Below are 16,854 nucleotides of genomic sequence, written 5' to 3' on the forward strand. Positions count from 1 at the left end.
CAACTTTCCAGCGCTGTCTCGCTGGTGGATTCGGAGACGAATTTGGCCGAGCTGCTGTCGTCAATGGTAAAACTCTTGGGCGTAATCTCCTTCAATGCGTCGATCGCACTGAGGGGATTGAGGTTCATGTTCCACTTGATGTCGTTGGCCAGGCCAATGGAAATGGACGCGCCGATCGACACCTTGTTGGCGATCGAGAGATCCAGGCTGCTGGCAGTGCCTGCCGACAGCGAATTCTTCGATCCAAACGACATGCTGTTGGAGTTGCCGAAAGATACCGAATCACTACTGCCCTTGGTCGCGCTGTAGATGCTGCCACCCCCTTTGGGATCCACCGACCCGATGCCGATACTACTGTGATGGAATGGGGAGTTGAGCCAGATCACTTCCTTGCCCTTCACATCGCTCATGTGCATCTGGTTGCCACCCTTGGTGCTGATGCGGTTCTCGGTAGCGCTGTTGGCATTGACCAGACTGACATTTTCCGAGTTGGGGACAGCGCCCAGTATCACGGGTTGATCGGGATCGCCATCGGTGAATGACAAAAGCACTTCCGCGTTCTTGTGCAAGGGGAAATGCATGCCGTGATTGCTGCCCGAATAGGGGGTCGCCATGCGAACGCGCGCCGATCCCTTGTTGGCATTCTTGTCGCTTTGGTCGAACGGCAGTTGCACCTTGTACTGTCCAAATTCGTCGAGCTCGGCATATTCCCCGCTGCCCTCGCCGTCAATGGTGGCGTTCATGGTGCCAGCCACGCGCGGCTTGGGGGTCACGCGCTCGGGGCGAAACTGCACGTCCGACCTGATCGCCACGAAACTGTTGTGGTAATTGGTCTCGCCACCAGCACCGCTTTGACTGAACGGGCTACGGATCCCCTCAAGCAACGCCCCGGCCTGCGACCCTTCATGCGTGATCTCGGTGACCAAGTACTTTCCGTTGAAATCTTCGCGGTAGTGTTGTGCCAGCTCCATGAAATAACCGCTACGCAAACCGACGGCTGTCGAGTCCCCGGCGAACAGCTTACCTCCACAGGCAATTTCTTCGGCGCGCAGGCGCGCATAGCGCTTTCCCTCCTGCTCATTGCGGAAATTCTCGCCGTAAATCATCACATCGCCGAAGCCGTTCTCGGAAACGATATCGGATACCTTCAGTTCAACCGCTGCCTTGCGATAGTTGAAATCCTGCAGGATCACCTGGTAAGGCAGGGGCTTCTGTTTGCAGACGAATCCCTGGACGGCATCCGCGGCTGCGCCAGTATCGAGTTCATCGGCGGGCCGATAGCTCACTTTGATCGCGTCCTGTGCATGCATCATGCGGTGATCGCCAATGATCAGCTTCTCGGCGCGACCGCCATGATCGAACCAGTAATACATGCCTTCCTTTTCCATCCAGCGGGAAAGGAAGTCAAGATGGGTTTCCTGATACTGGCAAACGAAACTGCGCGGACGATAATCGCCCGTCAATTTCAATTCGAATGCTGAGGCAGGCAGGCGCGCTCCCTTAAGCAAGCCTTCTATGATGGACGGGATGGTCTGTTCGTTGAGGTACACCTCTGACACGCGATACAGCGACAAGCGCCACAAGTGAGGCACAAGGACTGCGCGATAGAACACGTAGCCGTCGGCGCGATGCAACTGGTCGAATCCCGCCAGCACACCGTGGTAAGGTACGGCACCACCACCATCGGGCGCGAAGATGGAAAAGGTCGCCGGGTTCTGCAGCATCTGGTCGAAGTCGATCGTTGCATCGTCGGTGACCAGCGTCAGCGTGAAGCGAAAGGTCTTCGATAGCGATTCGAATCCCTGCATGTTGACTACCGCGAACTTGTCGCGATCGAATGCCGTCGACACAAACTCAAAGCGCTTGTTGCTCATCAGGCGGCTGGATAAGGAAGCCATTGCGAATGATCTCCGGTAAAAGTGCACGGGCCGGCGCCAGCGGTCTCGTCTGTTTGTTCGTTTGACGCGTTACTTCAGCTGCAGCACGGTCGCCTCGGCATCCGCCCCCTCCGCATAGGGCATGAACAGCAGCGAGTGCGGACAACCCTTCACACGGGCGTAGTAGGACTGGTCTGCCCCAACCTGGTTGCGCACCGCCCAAGCCGTATATTCCTGTTCGCCGATCTGAAGTTTCATGCCCTGCTGGGCGTATTCCAGAATGGTCTTCTCAGGCAGGCCGCCGGCATCGCCGACCGCCTGGAAGTCGATCTCGGCGCCCTCCCCCGCAACACCGAACACCACGCCATCCCACTGGCCTGCGCGCGGTCCAATCTCGAACCATTGCCCCAGCTTCTCATCACCACTGACATGCAGCCGGTATTCGGGCGGTTCGACTTTGGCCGGCATATTGGCCTTGGCCACGATCTTGGCGGGCCAGGCGGCGCCTGCCTCTTCCAGATGCAGTGCATTGCGCAGCAAGGGCGGCAGCATGGCGGCGTCGGGTACCTTGCCGCGCCACATGAAGACGAGGGGAAAACCATGCCCCGCGCGCTCTCGCAGCGATGCCGCCAGCAACGACAGGCCGTAGCGCACCCCCGGTCGAGCCAGTTCAGCTTCGTCAGCCAGCACCAGCCAGACCGCCGCCTGCGCCTGCAGCAGCGCATCCAAGGCCACCCGCCACGTCATTTTCTGCGCATCATCCGCCCAAAAATGTCCCTTCACATCCAGTCCATAGCGCTTCAATACCCCGGTGAACGCCTGCACACGCGCAGGATCGTTGGCCAGGGAAGTCATCCATACCGTCTTCATGTCATCGGCTGCCTGAAAAATTGAACACCCCCGTCGCACCGCTTCGCGTCGGGCCATCGCCAAACCCTGTCGGGCCCGGCACCTAGCTCATGATCATGACCTTGACCTGGCTCGGCACCAGCACCGCGCCTACCGCGTTGCCGTCGTTCTGCTTGGTGGTATCGCCCATGCGCACGGCCGGGTTGCCCTCCAGCTTGACCTTCATGCTGCCCATGATGAACTCGGCGGGCCCCATGATCTTGCCGCTGACCACCCCGCCATTGACGCCCGGCTGATCACCATTGCTCATGGTGATCTTGGATGACTTGGTCAGCGCCGGCATGCCGGAGATCAACACCTTGGTCGTGGCCGGGTTACCCATCATCGGCATGGCGATGTTGGGATAAGGAAGTGGCACCGGGCCGGCCGGCGGAATGGGCGTATTGCAAACGTCCGGCATCGCCATGCATTGGCCGGCTTGCTTGGTGACTGCAAACATGTTTTGCTCCTTTGCTTGAAAGCGTCAGCCGAGGTCGATCTTCTCGCCATCAATCTTGACCTGGCCATCGGCCAGCAAGGTCGTGTGCGCGGCCTTCATGTGGAAACGATCCTTGACCAGCATGCGCACACGTCCGGCCCGGGTTTCCTCCAGGTTCTCCGTCCAGCGGAAACTGTCGCGCGCTTTCTGCACCAGCCGTCCTACTGTGGAGGTGATGTTCTGCGCCACGCTGGTCAGGCTGCCAAAGCGCGCCTGCGCCTGTTCGGCACTGGCGCTGAGCTCGCGGAAGCGCAGTTCGCCACGAATGCCGGTCACGTCCACTTGCGCTCCGACCATGGTCACGCGCTGGCGGCCCTGCAATTCCAATTGCTCAGCCTTCACCTGAAGCTGGCCCTGGCTGGTCTGCAATTGCACCGCGCCTGGCAAGGTCAGCGTGGCCTGCTCCGGTGTGGCACGTGCCAGCACCGCCAGCACGAAGCAGGATTGCGTGCCGCCATGGCAGACCAGCACCGTATCGCCGCATTCCGGCTCAATCAGGCAGCTGTCAGCGCGCAGGGCTCGTTCCACGGCCATTTCCGGCGAACTGAGGAAGAACCACTTGTCTGCGCGGCCAGTCACGGTTGCATACAACATCCCGACGGCGTGATCCGCCCCCGGGCGGGACATGGTGATGAGCGTGTTTTGCATGATGTTTTTTCCTTGCGTGAACTATCGATTCCATCTGGCTTGCGGGGCGCGTTCAGCGTGCCGCCACTTGGGGTTGCCATCGTTCGGCCCGTTCCAGCAGCGGGTCGGTGGGGCGCACCCCGTCAAAGTTGGTGCCATCCCAGCGGGTATTCTGTTGCAGCAGTCCATGAATGTTGGCGCCGCCCAGGTCGGCCTGGCTGCAGTCGGCCTCCGAGAAGTCCGCATGGGACAGGTCGCAATGGACCCATGCAGAACCCTTCAGTTGCGCTCGTTTCCAGAGCGTCTTCTGGTGCACCGACATGTGCCAGGAGACCCCCGCTGCCTTGGCCTCGCTGAAATCTGCCTGGGAAGCGTCGCTCATCTCGAAGGCAGCGCCTGCGAGATTGACCTGCTGCGCCTGCGCGTCGATGAAGCACAGATAGCTGCTGCGCGTACCTGCCAAATTGGCCTGCTGCAGCTGGGCGCCCATGAAGCTGGTGCGATCCAGTCGTGCGCTGGTGAAATCCGCCTGCTGCAATTGGGCGTTGACGAACATGGTCATGGTCAGGTCGCAACCTGCGAAGTTCTGCGCCTGGAGCTGGCTGTCCTTGAGAAAGGCCTGCGTCAGCACCGCGCCGGCCAATCGCACGCTGCTCAGGTCGGTATGCATAGCGGTCCAGCGGGTCAGGTTGGCACCACTGAGGTCGGTGTTGAGCAGGGTCACCTCGTTCATGTCACAGCGCACCAGCTGTGCGCCTGCAAGGATGGCACCATCCAGCCGGCAATGCCCAAAGGTCGCCTGCAGCAGTTCTGCCCGCTGCAGTTGGGCCGCGTTCAAATCCACTTCGTTGAAGCTGGCCTGTGCGGCCTGCACGCCTTCGAGATTGGCACCGGAGAGGTCGACATTGTGCAGGTACGCATTGGCGAGATTGGCCGAGCTCAAACGTGCGTTGGCCAGCCGCACGTTGATCAGCGTACAGCCCGACAGGTCGCGTCCGCTGAGGTCAGCACCAGAGAGGTCGATATCGCTGAGCCGGCGCTCTTGTGCCAGTGTCTGCCAGATTTGTTCGAGTTCCACGTTCATTCCCCTGTCATTTGCTGCATTCTTTTCATACCGATCGTCGCGCTGGAGGTGTCACTTGCAGCGACCCGCACCATCTCTGGCATCACGCCAACGGTGGCCGCACCGTCAAAATGGTCCGCTCGACGTGCGCCCCTTCCAACGCGCTGGCACGCAAGGTGCATCCCTCCAGATCGGCACCGTAGGCGTTGGCAAAATGCAGCACCGTCGCTTCTACCCGTGCCTTGCGCAACGAGCCCTTGAACAGGTTGATTCCACTCAGATCAGCCTGGCTCAGGTCAGCCCGGCCGAACTTGGCATGGCGTGCCGATGCCTGACGAAAGCTGGCCCCGGAAGCCTTGACCTGACTGAAATCCGCATCATCCAGTATCGCGCCGACGAAGCGGGCAGCTGTGAGCTGCGCCCCCTCCCATGCCGCACGCTGCAATTGCGCGCCATCAAAGACGGCATGGCTGAACTGGCTGCCACCATCTGCGCGCGAGGAACCCATGATCGCCGCCACGAACTGAGCTCCGGTGGCATCAGCACCATAGAACTCAGCCTCTTCGCAGTACGCCGCCTTGAAGTTGGAAGCCGCCAGCTTGCTCTCGTTGAACATCGCCTGATGCAACCGGGCCTGGCCGAAATCTGCCCCGGACAAATCGGCCCCGCTGAAATTGCCATGCGTGGCAGTACAACCCGCCGCCTGCACTCCCGACATCGCAGCCTGGGAAAAAATGGCGTCGTCCAGCACCGCATTCGGCAACTGCGCCAGGGTGAAATCGGCTCCGGTGAAATCGCCCTCCTGCATGCGGGCACCCGGCAAACGGGCCTTGGCGAACTTGGCCCCGCCCGCGCTGGCCTGCGCCAGGTTGGCATTGCTGAAGTCGGCCTCGCTGCAGTCGGCACCTTGCATGAGGCAAGCCGACAAGTCCGCATGGGCCAAGCGGCTACCCGCAAATACAGTACCTTCGAGCAAGGACCCTGAAAAATCCGCCGCGCTGAGGTCCAGCTTCGAGAGATCGACACCACAGAGGTCATAGCCACGCAGTGAGTGCTTTGCGGTGTGCAGTTCGATCACTTGCTCGCGAGTCAGTTTGGGCAGGGCTGCAGGGGCCTGAGCAAGCGTCGGGATGGCCACCGCTGCCAGCGCCTGTGTAGCAGCCACGGGCGGCAGCATGGAGACTTCCGGCCAGTCCGGCAGGGCGTCAGGCACGTTTTGCAGCAATGCCTCGACATCGGTACCGAACAGGGCTTCCCCTGGCTCTGCGCCGGGTCGGGTGGCGGCGAATTTTTCGATGTCGGCTTCGCTCAGCTTGTGTTGCCGCATCAATTCCTGGCTAGAACGCTGCAAATCCAGCACGGAGGCTTTGGCCTCTGCCAGGGAGCCGCTGCCTGGCGGAGCCTGCGGGACCTCCATCTTCAGGGCATCTGCCTCGCTCAGGTTGTGCTGGCGCATGAGGGTCTGAGTTTCCCGCTCCAAGTCCGCGATGGCCCGCTCGGCTTCAGCGATGGAAACGTCGGTCGGCACGGCTGGCGGAGGCTCCAGCGCAGCCAGGTCAGCGGGCGTGATACCAAAGCGTTGCATCAGCTCCGCGGTCTCACGTTCCAGCTGGATGATCGCCTGCTGCGCTTCACCCAACTCCGGAAATGGTGCGGCAGCAGCAGCGGCCACTGTCGCTGCTGGCATCACCACTGCCGGCAATGGTGGCGGTTGCGTCGCTGACGCAACAGGATTGGCCGGCACCGTATCGGCTGCCACGGCCGTTGCGCTCGCCTGACCACGATACAGATCAAACAAGGCCTCGTAGTGTCCGAAAGACAGCGGCGCATCCTGCAGGCGTTCCCATTCGGCCATTACATGCAAGACATCGCTGGCATCTTCGTCGGCCACCTCAGACTGCGCCCGATACAACACAATGCCGCATGACAACTCCGGAAACAGCCAGACGGTATCGAGGCGCGCCTCGATTTCGCTGAAACGCTCGGCGCCGTTGACTTGCTGCCGATGGACGAAACAGCGGGCGCGCAAGCCCGGCAAGCGTGCCGTCAGGGTCGCCTGCTGCGGATGCATTCCGTGTAATTCGACGACCTCGTCTCCCACGTAATACCCAGCATTACGCTGATCTGCGGGAACCGTATGAAAGTATTCGGCACGGGTATCTTCTGGCAGATGCGGCCAGGTGTGTTTTAACCATTGGTCGTCGCACTTTCCCAACTGAGCGGTGCGCAACGGTGCGGTCGCGTCAAGCGCCCAGAATCCGGCAGGTTCTACCCGGTCGCCTCGTGATGTGATGCGCTGGCGCATCCGTTCCACATTGGGCAGCGACCACTGTGCAACGCCGTCGGCCGACACGGTGGCGGCCGCCCCCTTGCCGGCCCGGTTCGCCGCTTCATCCGGACCGCCGAAGGCCTGCCCTGGCGTCAGCGGCATTGCCACGAAGGGGGAGGTCTGCGAGATCAGGCCCAAGGCGTTGAAGTGCCGGTCACCGATCACCAACAATTGCTTGAGCACGCTGCCCACCTTGGCGGAGACCAGCATTTCCTGCACCGGCTTGCCGCCCGGCGCATGGGCGCTGCCGTAGACCTTGAACTCGCCGGCTGGCTTGGGATAGCCGTCATCGAGCACGCCTTCCCCCATGGCGCGAGCGACGGCATCCCACAACTCCGGTTCGGGACGCAGGCCCGCCAGTTCGCTCCGGTCAAAGGGAAACAGGCCCAGCATGCCAACGGCCAGCGTATTGCGTCGGGCAAACCGAAAACTGCGGTAGAGCACCGCCAATTCATCAGGACGGAAAATTTTCATGTCAGCCCACCCGGATCATGGAACCGTTGATGGTCACGCCGGAAGCGCCTGCACTCAGGGTATTGGTACCCATCTCCAGGCTGGCGGAGGTGGCGTTGAGCGTCATGCTGCTCTTTCCAAACTCAGCCACTGCCTGCATCGCAGTAGTGGTGACGGAGGCCTTGCCCATTGAGATCGAGGCGCCTTGTACCGGATCGGCTGCCACGGCGGCCTTGCCGGACTTGGCGAGGAATCCATCCGACGTCAGTTTGGCCGTTGCAAGATTGTGTTTGAGCACGATACTGGCCCCAGGATTGTTGCTGGCCAGCGTGCAGGCCGAACTGGTGAGATCAAGCGTGCCTGACATCTGGGCGGCATCACTGGCGGCCAGACTGATTTTGTCTGAATTCAAATCGATGGACGACTTTTTCAGCCCCTTCGTTTCTGCCGTGATCGCGACCGTCCCGGTCTCGATATTCACCATGCCGCGCTTGTTCCCGGGAGGCAGCACTCCGGCCAGCACGGGCAAACTGTCGGCAGTCATCTCGATACCGCTCTGGCCGAGTTTCATGTTGCTGACATAGGCTTCCTCCTTGGCCGTTGCGGCCAGGGCGTCGGCAGATTTGTTCAGGGCGAAATGATAGATGCTGCCGGCCGTGACCAAAGTGTTCAAGGCCGCCTGCGCGCCCGAGAAACTGGCATTCCACCAATCGAAGGCCGGGATTTTCCCGCCCTTGGCGTCGGACTTGGACGCCATGCCGGCAGAGGCGCCAGCTGCCACTGCCATGTTGACCAGCACATTGACCTTGACCGCGTTCTTGAGCGCTGTCTTGAGCGTATCGACCGTGTCCTTGATCAGCTTGCGCTGGCCGCCGGAGATGAGCACATTGTCATTGCCCTGCAACTTCCCCTCGGTCTTGAGCGATACCGATTCGGAATCGTCGAGGCTGAAACTGCGCCCGAACTTCCAGGAAACGTCACGCCCGTAACTCACCCCGATGCTGGCCCCCACCGAGGCCTTGGTACCCAGCGATGCCGAAATGCTGTTTTCGATGGAAGCGCTCAGCGAGTTCTTCACGCCGATCGATACCGAGGTCGAATTGCCGGCCGACATGCTGACCGAACTTCCCGAGGTACTGGCCCAGATCCCCTTGGCTTCGTTGCCGTAGCCGATCACGGTCTTGTCGTTGGAATTGCCCGCGGAGATGATCTTGACCGACTCAGTGCCCTCTTTGTCTTCCAGCACAATGCTGTTGCCCACGGTCTGCAGGACGGTCTGGGTGGAATTCTTCTCGTTGACTACATTGGGATTCTCGGAATTGGCCACCGCCGACATGATTACCGGCCGATCAGGATCCCCTCCTTCGAACGACAGCAACACCTCCGCTCCCTTGTGCAAGGGCGCATGCATGCCATAAGTCTTGGCCGTACCGTCCTCCTCCGTCACCGTGCCTGCATAGCCCGAGGCCATGCGGATGCGCACCGAGCCTGCGCCATCCTGGCGATCGGTCTTGTTGAACCGCAACTTCACCAGATACCGGCCCTTGTCGTCCAGATCGGCGATCTTGTTGCTGGATGCCGAATCGATCACGGCGCTCATGGTGCCGGTCAGCTGCGGCCACGGCGTTACCCGCGGCGGACGAAATTGCACCTCGGCCGCAATGGCGTGAAAACTGTTGGCGTAATGGGTTGGCGCTGCACTCTTGTCGCGGTTGTAGGGGGTATCCAGCCCGTTGAGCAAAGCCCCGGCCTGGGAGCCACGATGTTCGATTTCGGTCACCAGATATTTGGCATTGAAGGCGTCGCGATAGTGACCGCGCATTTCCATGAAGTAGCCACTGCGCAAGCCAACCACGGTGGACTCCCCCGCAAACTGCTTGCCGGTGCAAACCAGCTCCTGGGCGCGCAGTGCAGCATAGCGCTTGCCTTCCTCATCGCTGCGGATGTGCTCGCCCTGCAGCATGATCTCACCGACGGCACTGTTGAGCGTGGAGACCTCATGTTCGAACTTGAACGATACCTTGGCATTGGCGTAATCGTAGTCGTAGACAGTGACCGTCTTCGGCAACGGCCGCTGATTGCCGATAAAAGCCTGCACCGACTTGTTTCCCACGCCCGTGTCGAGCTTGTCGGCGGGACGGTATTCCACCGTCACCGTATCGACCGCATGGCCCTCCTTGGCATCCAGGATGGTGATCGTATCGGCCTTGTCATCATGCGTGAAATAGTAGTAGAGACCATCGCGCTCCATCCAGCGCGAGAGGAAATCAACATGGGTCTCCATGTGCTGGCAGACGAAATCACGCGCGTAATAGGTGGCGGTCGCCTTGATGTCGTACTTCAGCGTCTTGTCCGTATCGAGGACGAGCTTGATCAGGTCCGGCGTCTTGCGGCTGCCGAGATAGACGTCCGAGATACGATTGAGCGACAGGCGCCACATGTGAGGCACCAGTACTGCGCGATAGAACGTGAAGTTCTTGTCGACCTGCTGCAACAACTCGAATTCGGCAAGTATGCCGTGATAGGGCGTAGTCGAACTCCCGTCGGCGGAGAATATCTGCAACGTGGCAGGATGCGCCAACATGGCGTCGAAATCCACGTTGGCGTCGGCGCTGACCAGGATCAGTTCGAAACGGAACATCTGCGAAATGGCTTCGCGGCCTGTCAAGCTGACCACCGCGACCTCGGCCTTGAACGCGTCGGAAGAAAAAGCGAATCGCTTGTTGCTCTTGAGGATTTCGTCAAATGAAGCCATACCCATTCCCTGGAATCTGATTATTCACACACCGATGTTGCCCATGCCGTCTTGCCGCGCCATGTCAGTCCGGTTACAGCCGTAACACGGCGCACCAGGCAGCATCCGGCTCAAGCCGGAAAGTCCACCTTGAACGTTCCATCCTCAGCCACATCCAGCGTGATGGCCGCAGGTTGCACCTCGCCACTCATGCGCGAGAGGATCTCCTGCGACATCAGCGGCATGACGGTGCCGCGCAAAATGAAATCAATGTTGCGCGCGCCGGTCTCGACCTCGGTGCAACGGGAAGCGATCTGCTCAACCACTGCATCGGTATAAGTGAACTTCATCTTGTTGTTGTGCAAAAGGCGGCTGACGATCTTGTTCATCTTCAAGCGCACGATACCGGCCAGCGCATCACGCGCCAGCGTGAAGTAAGGAATGACGGTCATGCGCGCCAACAGTGCCGGCTTGAAGTGCGCCGAGAGAATCGGACGGACCGCCGAGAGCAGCGTATCGTGGTCGGGCCTGTCATCGCCAGCCGTCATTTCGGTGATCACGTCGGTCGCCAGGTTGGAGGTGAGGAAGATGACGGTATTGGAAAAGTCGATCTCCTTGCCCTCGCCGTCGGACAGCATGCCCTTGTCGAAGACCTGATAGAACAGGTTCATGACGTCCAGGTGTGCCTTCTCCACTTCGTCCAGCAACACCACCGAATAGGGACGCTGACGTACCGCTTCGGTCAACACGCCCCCTTCGCCATAACCGACATAGCCCGGCGGCGAGCCGATCAGGCGGCTGACGTTGTGCTTTTCCTGGAACTCGCTCATGTTGATGATGACGGTGGACTTCTCATCGCCGAAGAGGATGTCGGCCACTGACAGCGCCGTTTCGGTCTTGCCGACCCCGGAAGGACCGGCCAGCAGGAACACGCCGAGCGGCTGTTGGGGATCGCGCAGGCCGGATTGGGCCGTTTTGAGGATCTCTCCGATCTGGTGCATCGCGTGATCCTGCCCGCGTACGCGCTCGGAGAGCGTCCTGGCCATGTGCATGACGGTCGCGGCCTGGTCGCGCAGCATCTTGCCTACAGGGATACCGGTCCAGTCCGAGATCACCTTGGCGACGACATCAGGATCGACATCCACGCGCACCAGGGGCTCCTTGCCCTGAGCAGTCTTGAAGGCGTCACTGGCGGCTTCGATCTCCTGCACCAGACGCGCCAGCTCTTCCTCCGAGGCCCCCTCATCCCGAGCTTTCTTGCGTGCTGCGCGCGCTGCCAGCAGCGCGTCGGCAGCGGCCTTCTGTCCCTGCCAGACCTGCCGCAGTGCCTCGGCCTGTTCTTCCGCGGTGGCCAGCAGGCCATCGATATCATCGAGCCTTGCCAGGTCAACCGGCTGCAGGTTGTCGCGATCGCGCTCCAGACCTCCCTTCTCCCGTTGCAGCGCCTGGATCAGGCGTTCCTTGTCCTCCAGCACATCCGGCTTGGCGCTCTGCAGCACCTTCACGCGGGCGCAGGCGGTGTCGAGCAGGTCGACCGCCTTGTCCGGCAACTGCCGGCCTGTGATGTAGCGAGAAGACAGCTCGGCCGCCGCGATGATGGCGTCATCACGCATCACCACGTGGTGCACATCCTCATACTTTTCCTTCAGTCCACGCAGGATCAGCACCGCCGTGGCAAGATCCGGCTCGTCCAGCTTGACCAACTGGAAGCGACGTGCCAGGGCGGCATCCTTCTCGAAGTACTTCTTGTATTCGGCCCAGGTCGTCGCCGCGATGGTGCGCAGCTCCCCGCGAGCCAGCGCAGGCTTGAGCAGGTTGGCCGCGTCGGAGGTGCCGGCCTGACCACCGGCACCGATCAGGGTATGGGCTTCATCGATGAAGAGGATGATCGGTTTGGGCGAGGACTTGATCTCGGTAATCACGCCCTTGAGACGGTTTTCAAACTCCCCCTTGACGCTGGCTCCGGCCTGCAGCAGGCCCATGTCCAGTCCCAGGATGGTCACCTCCTTGAGCGAATCGGGAACGTCGCCGGTGACAATGCGCAGGGCCAGGCCCTCGACCACGGCGGTCTTGCCGACGCCCGGATCGCCCACGCAGATGGGATTATTCTTGCGACGGCGCGCCAGGATGTCCACCATCTGGCGAATTTCCATGTCGCGCCCGAATACCGGGTCGATTTTGCCGGCCCGTGCCTTGTCGGTGAAATTCTCGCAGAAGCGGGCAATGGCGCTGCCGTCGCCCGCCGGTGCGCCCGCGGCTTCACCACCGCCTGGTGCATCTGCGGCTGCGGCAGTTTCCTCGATGGAGGCGCTGCAGATCTGGCCGAAGGAAGCCAGCAGGGTTTCACGATTGAGGGCGCGCAGCGGCGTGGCGTAGTCGCCGGTGGCATAGTAGGTCGCACGTGCCAGGAAGGCCAGCAGGATCGCGCCGGAACGGATGCGGCTCTCGAACAGATTCACTGATGCGATCAGCCATGCGTCCTGCAGCAACTCCAGCAGCAACGGCGAGAACGCCGGGCGACCGGCATTGCCGGTGCGCATGTCCTCGATGGACTTTTCCAGGGCGCGTCTGACCAGGGCCGCATCTACGCCGTGCTGGCGAAGCATCAGCACGATATCGGATTGCAGATCATCAAGGAGTTTGACCAGCAGGTGCTCCACGGTGATTTCATAGTGCCCGCGCGAGACGCACAAGCCCACGCCGTCTTCCAGTGCCTGTTTGCTATAGCCGTTGAGGCGGCCTACCAGGGGTTTCAGTTCAACCAGCAGCATGTCTTCTCTCCCAAAATGAATTTGTTTGCATGGATTCCTGCTTCCGTCCAAAGGACCACCGCGCGCGTTGCGCTACGGACGGCCCTACAACATGAATTTCACCGTCGTCGACGCCCCACCGTGCCCGGGCGCCAGCCAGGTGTCCTGCCCCAGCCTGGACCACTGCTGGCTGTTGCAGCGCATGCCTTGCGCTTCTTCACTACGAAGGTCCAGCACGACTTCCACCTCGAGCGGATCAATCAGGTAGAAGCGAGTCAGGAAGCGCAGGCGCTGGTGTCCGGCCGCCCCGGGCAGCAGTTGCCGGAACAGTGCTTCGGGCAACTCGGACAGACGCAATCGCAGGGTGCTGCCGTAATCATCAATAGTGCTACCCAGGTAAGCTTCCTCGCCCAGGCTCGTCCCCTGGCGCCCCAGACTCCACTGCTGGTCGGGCGGAATCGCCATGACCCGCAGCACGCAACTGTCGATCTCCACGCTTGCCCCCGGGAAGGCGTCGGCCAGCATCGTGCGCAGTCCCAAAGCAGAGCGCGGACGCTGATTGAGCAGGCCGGCGTAACGGAGCAGTCCGGCGCTGCCCGGCAGCAGGCCGACGCGCAATTGCTCCTCGTCCAGGCCGACGAAAGAGAACATGTGACCGAGGGCAGCGGCATCGCCATCCTCGACCACCCGCTGCTCCAGCCGGTATTTGGACCAGGCTTCGAAAAGCAGCGGATACAGCGCGTAGTGCACAATGTCGATGAACTCGCGCTGGGCATGTCCCCCTTCGCGTTCTTCATCGAACAGGTCCTCGGTGTAGTAGGTCGGCAGTGGCGAGGCCACGCCGTACAGTCCGAAGAAATTGGCCGTGATGCGATAGCCGCCCTGGGGGCGGGCTTCGATGCTGTCGACATCGTTGTCCGGGAAATTGAGCGACAGTTTGGGCCGGATGCGCAGGTTCTCGGGGCGCGCGGCACCCGTATTCTTCTCGAACAGGCGCAACAGGCGGATCGCCTGGAAGTAGGAATACCGCTCACCCCGTGCGAGCAGGTCATCCTTTACAGAAGGGCTTGTTGTCCCAGTCGCGCCGGCCATTTGAAGACTGCTCCCGAAAAGGCGTCTTCCATCTCGACGCGGGTATAGGAATTGATGCCGGCATAGTCGGCGATGAAACGTTCGATGACGCAGCCAAACAAGTACATGTCGCCGATGCCGGCGAAGAAGTCCTGGCGACATTTGATGCGCACCCGCTGTCCGCGCAGCACGCTGCCCCGACCAACCAGGCGGGTCTCGGGTGTGGCGATGACTTCCTGGATACCTTCGATGCGGCGACGGTTGGCGGCTTCCTGCCCCTGCTCATGCCGCTCGGGGAATACGTACAGCGACAGCAGCGCCTGCAGGTTCTCCGCATTGGCCACTGAGAGGAAATTCAACGAGACGTGCGAGACCATGCGCCACAGCAAGGCTTCGCCGGTCGGCGGATTGAGTGCAGGCGAGACGGTGCGGATGTTGCGAAACTGCATGCGGTCCGGCGAACTGCTGGTGGGCTGACTGATGTCGCCCAGCTTCAGACTCTCCGGCAGGCTGCCATTGGTGCAAGTCAGGCGCACCGACAGCGTCTCCGGCCGGGGCTCGTCACCGGGCGGATAGTTTACCGACAGGAACATCTCGTTACCGCGGCCCACGGTGGCGCTGCGAATGGTCGTACGGTAGGACAGGCGTGCACCGCGCCGGTCGTGGCGGTACAGGCCGAAGGGTACATACACCCTCTCCTTGCCGATACCCTGCTGGAAGCCGGTCACCTGGTCCACCGAATAGACCTGAAAATGCTGGCGGGTACGTCCTTCCGGAGTGATCCGGTACTCCGTCACCCGATGCTCGTGGCTGATAGGATCAGCCGGATGACCGAACAGGTTGATGGCCGGCACTACGTTGAGCATGAAGCTGTCCAACCGGATTTCGGGCATCCAGTCCGGCATCTGGTCCAACGTGATGTACACCGAGAAGTGACTACCGCTGCGTGTACTCCAGCGCTGCAGCCCGGTCAACTCGACGAAGAGGAACTTCTCGGGCTGGACGAAGAACTCCTGGATGTTGCGATAGCCGGAAAAAGTATTGCCAGGATAGGGCAGCATGGGCTGCTCGAAACCGGACACGCGGATTCCCTTCGTCCCCAATTCGAAACGGGCACCGTCGCCACCGGTCAGGCGCACATTGACCACGTGATTGCTCAACAGCAGCAGCAGTTTCGCGGCCTCGTTGTAACCGCCGCCAAGAAAGAGCTGCAGACTGTCAGCCTGCCACTGCGACAAATCCTGCCCCACCATCTCGAATTCAAGCACCAGCATGGGTGCAGTGCCTGCATGGCTGAGCACGTTGACATCCACCAGTTGCAGTGGCTCCACCGGCAGCGCTGCCGTGGTGACGAAACGGCACGGCGTTCCATCAACCGGCAATGAACTCAGCTCGGTGCCGGCCGGCACCACGGCCGTCTCCATCAGCGGCCCCCTGGGCGTGAAGCTGATCATGGTGCTGGCCGGCACGGGCCGCAGATAATGCGGGAACAGCAGGTTTGCCAGTTCCTGCACGAATTCGGGGAATTCGTCGTCGAGCTTCTGGCGCGTCAGACCGGTCAGGAATGCCACGCCTTCCAGCAGACGCTCCACATCTGGATCGGCCGACGAACCTGAGAGCATGGGCGCGAGTGCCGGATTGTTCTGCGCAAACTCGACTGCCAGTCCCTTGAGCTTGTTCAACTCATCTTCGTAATATCGATTGAACATGTCAGACGGCGTGTTATGAACCCTGTTGTAAATCCCGTGATCACGCGGTCGGTCTCGCGGCGAAAAAAACGGCCCCTGCTCGACTCACGGCGGAACGATCATTGCCCATCCTGCTGGCATGCAAACGCATCTCAGCAGGAACATCCGAAGAAAGCGTGGGCCTGATGCCCGCCCCATCGGCATGTGCCTGGTGAAACGGTTCCTGTGTGCGTATCAGCCTATCCTGACCTTGCCATTGGAACCGACCGTAGTGGAAATCTGCAAGGGGATCTCGCGGTTGTCGACTTCCAGCGTTCCTTGCAGGGAAAAGCGAATCGACAGCACATCAGTGGTCTCTGCATTGAGCAGCACGCGCGGCGATTTCACCCGCGGCTCATACTTCAGCACCATGCGACGGATCTCCTCTTCCATGTCCGTGACCGAACCCCGGCCGGTACCCCCGGCCAGGTTGGTAAAATCGGGCACGCCAAAATACGGATCGATTGGTACGCTGCCCTGACGCGTATTGAGCAGACGGGAAAGATGGTCGTTCACCGATCGCACCAGGATGTCCACCTGAGTCTGGCTGGTGCGCTCGGCGTCGGCCTCGCTCCAGTTGGCGATCCGTTCCAGCAATCGGCGTTCCCGCATCTTCCGCTCCTGCTCAATGACGCGCCTGAACCGATTACGACTTCGGAGCGAGCCAGGAGTCTTCTGCCTCGATACCGTCCGGATCGAAGGTCCAGGTGACCTTCTCGTAGGTGAACGAGATATCTTCCATGTGGCCCATCTGCTGATTGGTCGGCGTCAGGCAGTTCGGGGTCCAGGCCCGGATATTGGTCAGGATGGCGTTGGACAGCTTGACCGTGTAGTAC

The 16,854-nt window shown here is 61.0% G+C and carries 12 protein-coding genes; all 12 read right to left on the bottom strand.

Annotation, left to right across the window (positions count from 1 at the left end):
- Positions 1–1,898: type VI secretion system Vgr family protein (locus B3873_RS04585; protein ID WP_286864274.1), on the bottom strand; the 1,898-nt coding region annotated here is incomplete at its 3' end.
- Positions 1,899–1,967: 69 nt separating this feature from the next.
- Complete coding sequence (locus tag B3873_RS04590; protein WP_286864275.1) at positions 1,968–2,747, bottom strand: hypothetical protein; 780 nt, start codon at positions 2,745–2,747, stop codon at positions 1,968–1,970.
- An 82-nt stretch (positions 2,748–2,829) separates the two neighbouring features.
- Positions 2,830–3,225, bottom strand: a complete 396-nt coding sequence (locus B3873_RS04595; RefSeq protein ID WP_286864276.1) for a DUF4150 domain-containing protein — start codon at positions 3,223–3,225, stop codon at positions 2,830–2,832.
- A 24-nt stretch (positions 3,226–3,249) separates the two neighbouring features.
- On the bottom strand, positions 3,250–3,912 hold the full coding sequence (locus B3873_RS04600; protein WP_209534789.1) for a DUF3540 domain-containing protein: 663 nt from the start codon (positions 3,910–3,912) through the stop codon (positions 3,250–3,252).
- A 52-nt stretch (positions 3,913–3,964) separates the two neighbouring features.
- Positions 3,965–4,969: a pentapeptide repeat-containing protein gene (locus B3873_RS04605; protein ID WP_286864278.1), complete on the bottom strand. Its 1,005-nt coding sequence runs from the start codon at positions 4,967–4,969 to the stop codon at positions 3,965–3,967.
- Between the two features lie 88 nt (positions 4,970–5,057).
- The gene (locus B3873_RS04610) at positions 5,058–7,757 is read right to left on the bottom strand and encodes a DUF2169 family type VI secretion system accessory protein (RefSeq protein ID WP_286864280.1); all 2,700 of its coding nucleotides are present in this window, start codon (positions 7,755–7,757) and stop codon (positions 5,058–5,060) included.
- Between the two features lies 1 nt (position 7,758).
- Positions 7,759–10,491, bottom strand: a complete 2,733-nt coding sequence (locus B3873_RS04615; protein ID WP_286864282.1) for a type VI secretion system Vgr family protein — start codon at positions 10,489–10,491, stop codon at positions 7,759–7,761.
- 110 nt (positions 10,492–10,601) lie between these two features.
- Positions 10,602–13,241 (bottom strand): type VI secretion system ATPase TssH, encoded by a 2,640-nt coding sequence (gene tssH, locus B3873_RS04620; protein ID WP_039787327.1) that lies wholly within the window; start codon positions 13,239–13,241, stop codon positions 10,602–10,604.
- 84 nt (positions 13,242–13,325) lie between these two features.
- Positions 13,326–14,312 (bottom strand): type VI secretion system baseplate subunit TssG, encoded by a 987-nt coding sequence (gene tssG / locus B3873_RS04625; RefSeq protein ID WP_039787328.1) that lies wholly within the window; start codon positions 14,310–14,312, stop codon positions 13,326–13,328.
- Positions 14,276–16,000 (bottom strand): type VI secretion system baseplate subunit TssF, encoded by a 1,725-nt coding sequence (gene tssF, locus B3873_RS04630; protein ID WP_286864284.1) that lies wholly within the window; start codon positions 15,998–16,000, stop codon positions 14,276–14,278. Before tssF ends, tssG begins: the two co-directional genes overlap by 37 nt.
- Before the next feature lie 213 nt (positions 16,001–16,213).
- Entirely contained in the window at positions 16,214–16,630 is a 417-nt protein-coding gene (gene tssE / locus B3873_RS04635) for a type VI secretion system baseplate subunit TssE (RefSeq protein ID WP_286864286.1), read from the bottom strand.
- Between the two features lie 34 nt (positions 16,631–16,664).
- A partial coding sequence (locus B3873_RS04640; RefSeq protein WP_286864288.1) for a type VI secretion system tube protein Hcp occupies positions 16,665–16,854 on the bottom strand: 190 nt, incomplete at its 5' end.

Source organism: Herbaspirillum sp. UBA812 (assembly GCF_002296545.1).
Taxonomy (GTDB): Bacteria; Pseudomonadota; Gammaproteobacteria; order Burkholderiales; family Burkholderiaceae_D; genus Herbaspirillum; species Herbaspirillum huttiense.

Excerpts from the sequence above, each read along its gene's own strand:
- B3873_RS04590 (WP_286864275.1), bottom strand. The coding sequence starts at position 2,747 with ATGAAGACGGTATGGATGACTTCCCTGGCCAACGATCCTGCGCGTGTG.
- B3873_RS04595 (WP_286864276.1), bottom strand. The coding sequence starts at position 3,225 with ATGTTTGCAGTCACCAAGCAAGCCGGCCAATGCATGGCGATGCCGGAC.
- B3873_RS04600 (WP_209534789.1), bottom strand. The coding sequence starts at position 3,912 with ATGCAAAACACGCTCATCACCATGTCCCGCCCGGGGGCGGATCACGCC.
- B3873_RS04610 (WP_286864280.1), bottom strand. The coding sequence starts at position 7,757 with ATGAAAATTTTCCGTCCTGATGAATTGGCGGTGCTCTACCGCAGTTTT.
- B3873_RS04615 (WP_286864282.1), bottom strand. The coding sequence starts at position 10,491 with ATGGCTTCATTTGACGAAATCCTCAAGAGCAACAAGCGATTCGCTTTT.
- tssH (WP_039787327.1), bottom strand. The coding sequence starts at position 13,241 with ATGCTGCTGGTTGAACTGAAACCCCTGGTAGGCCGCCTCAACGGCTAT.
- tssG (WP_039787328.1), bottom strand. The coding sequence starts at position 14,312 with ATGGCCGGCGCGACTGGGACAACAAGCCCTTCTGTAAAGGATGACCTG.
- tssF (WP_286864284.1), bottom strand. The coding sequence starts at position 16,000 with ATGTTCAATCGATATTACGAAGATGAGTTGAACAAGCTCAAGGGACTG.
- tssE (WP_286864286.1), bottom strand. The coding sequence starts at position 16,630 with ATGCGGGAACGCCGATTGCTGGAACGGATCGCCAACTGGAGCGAGGCC.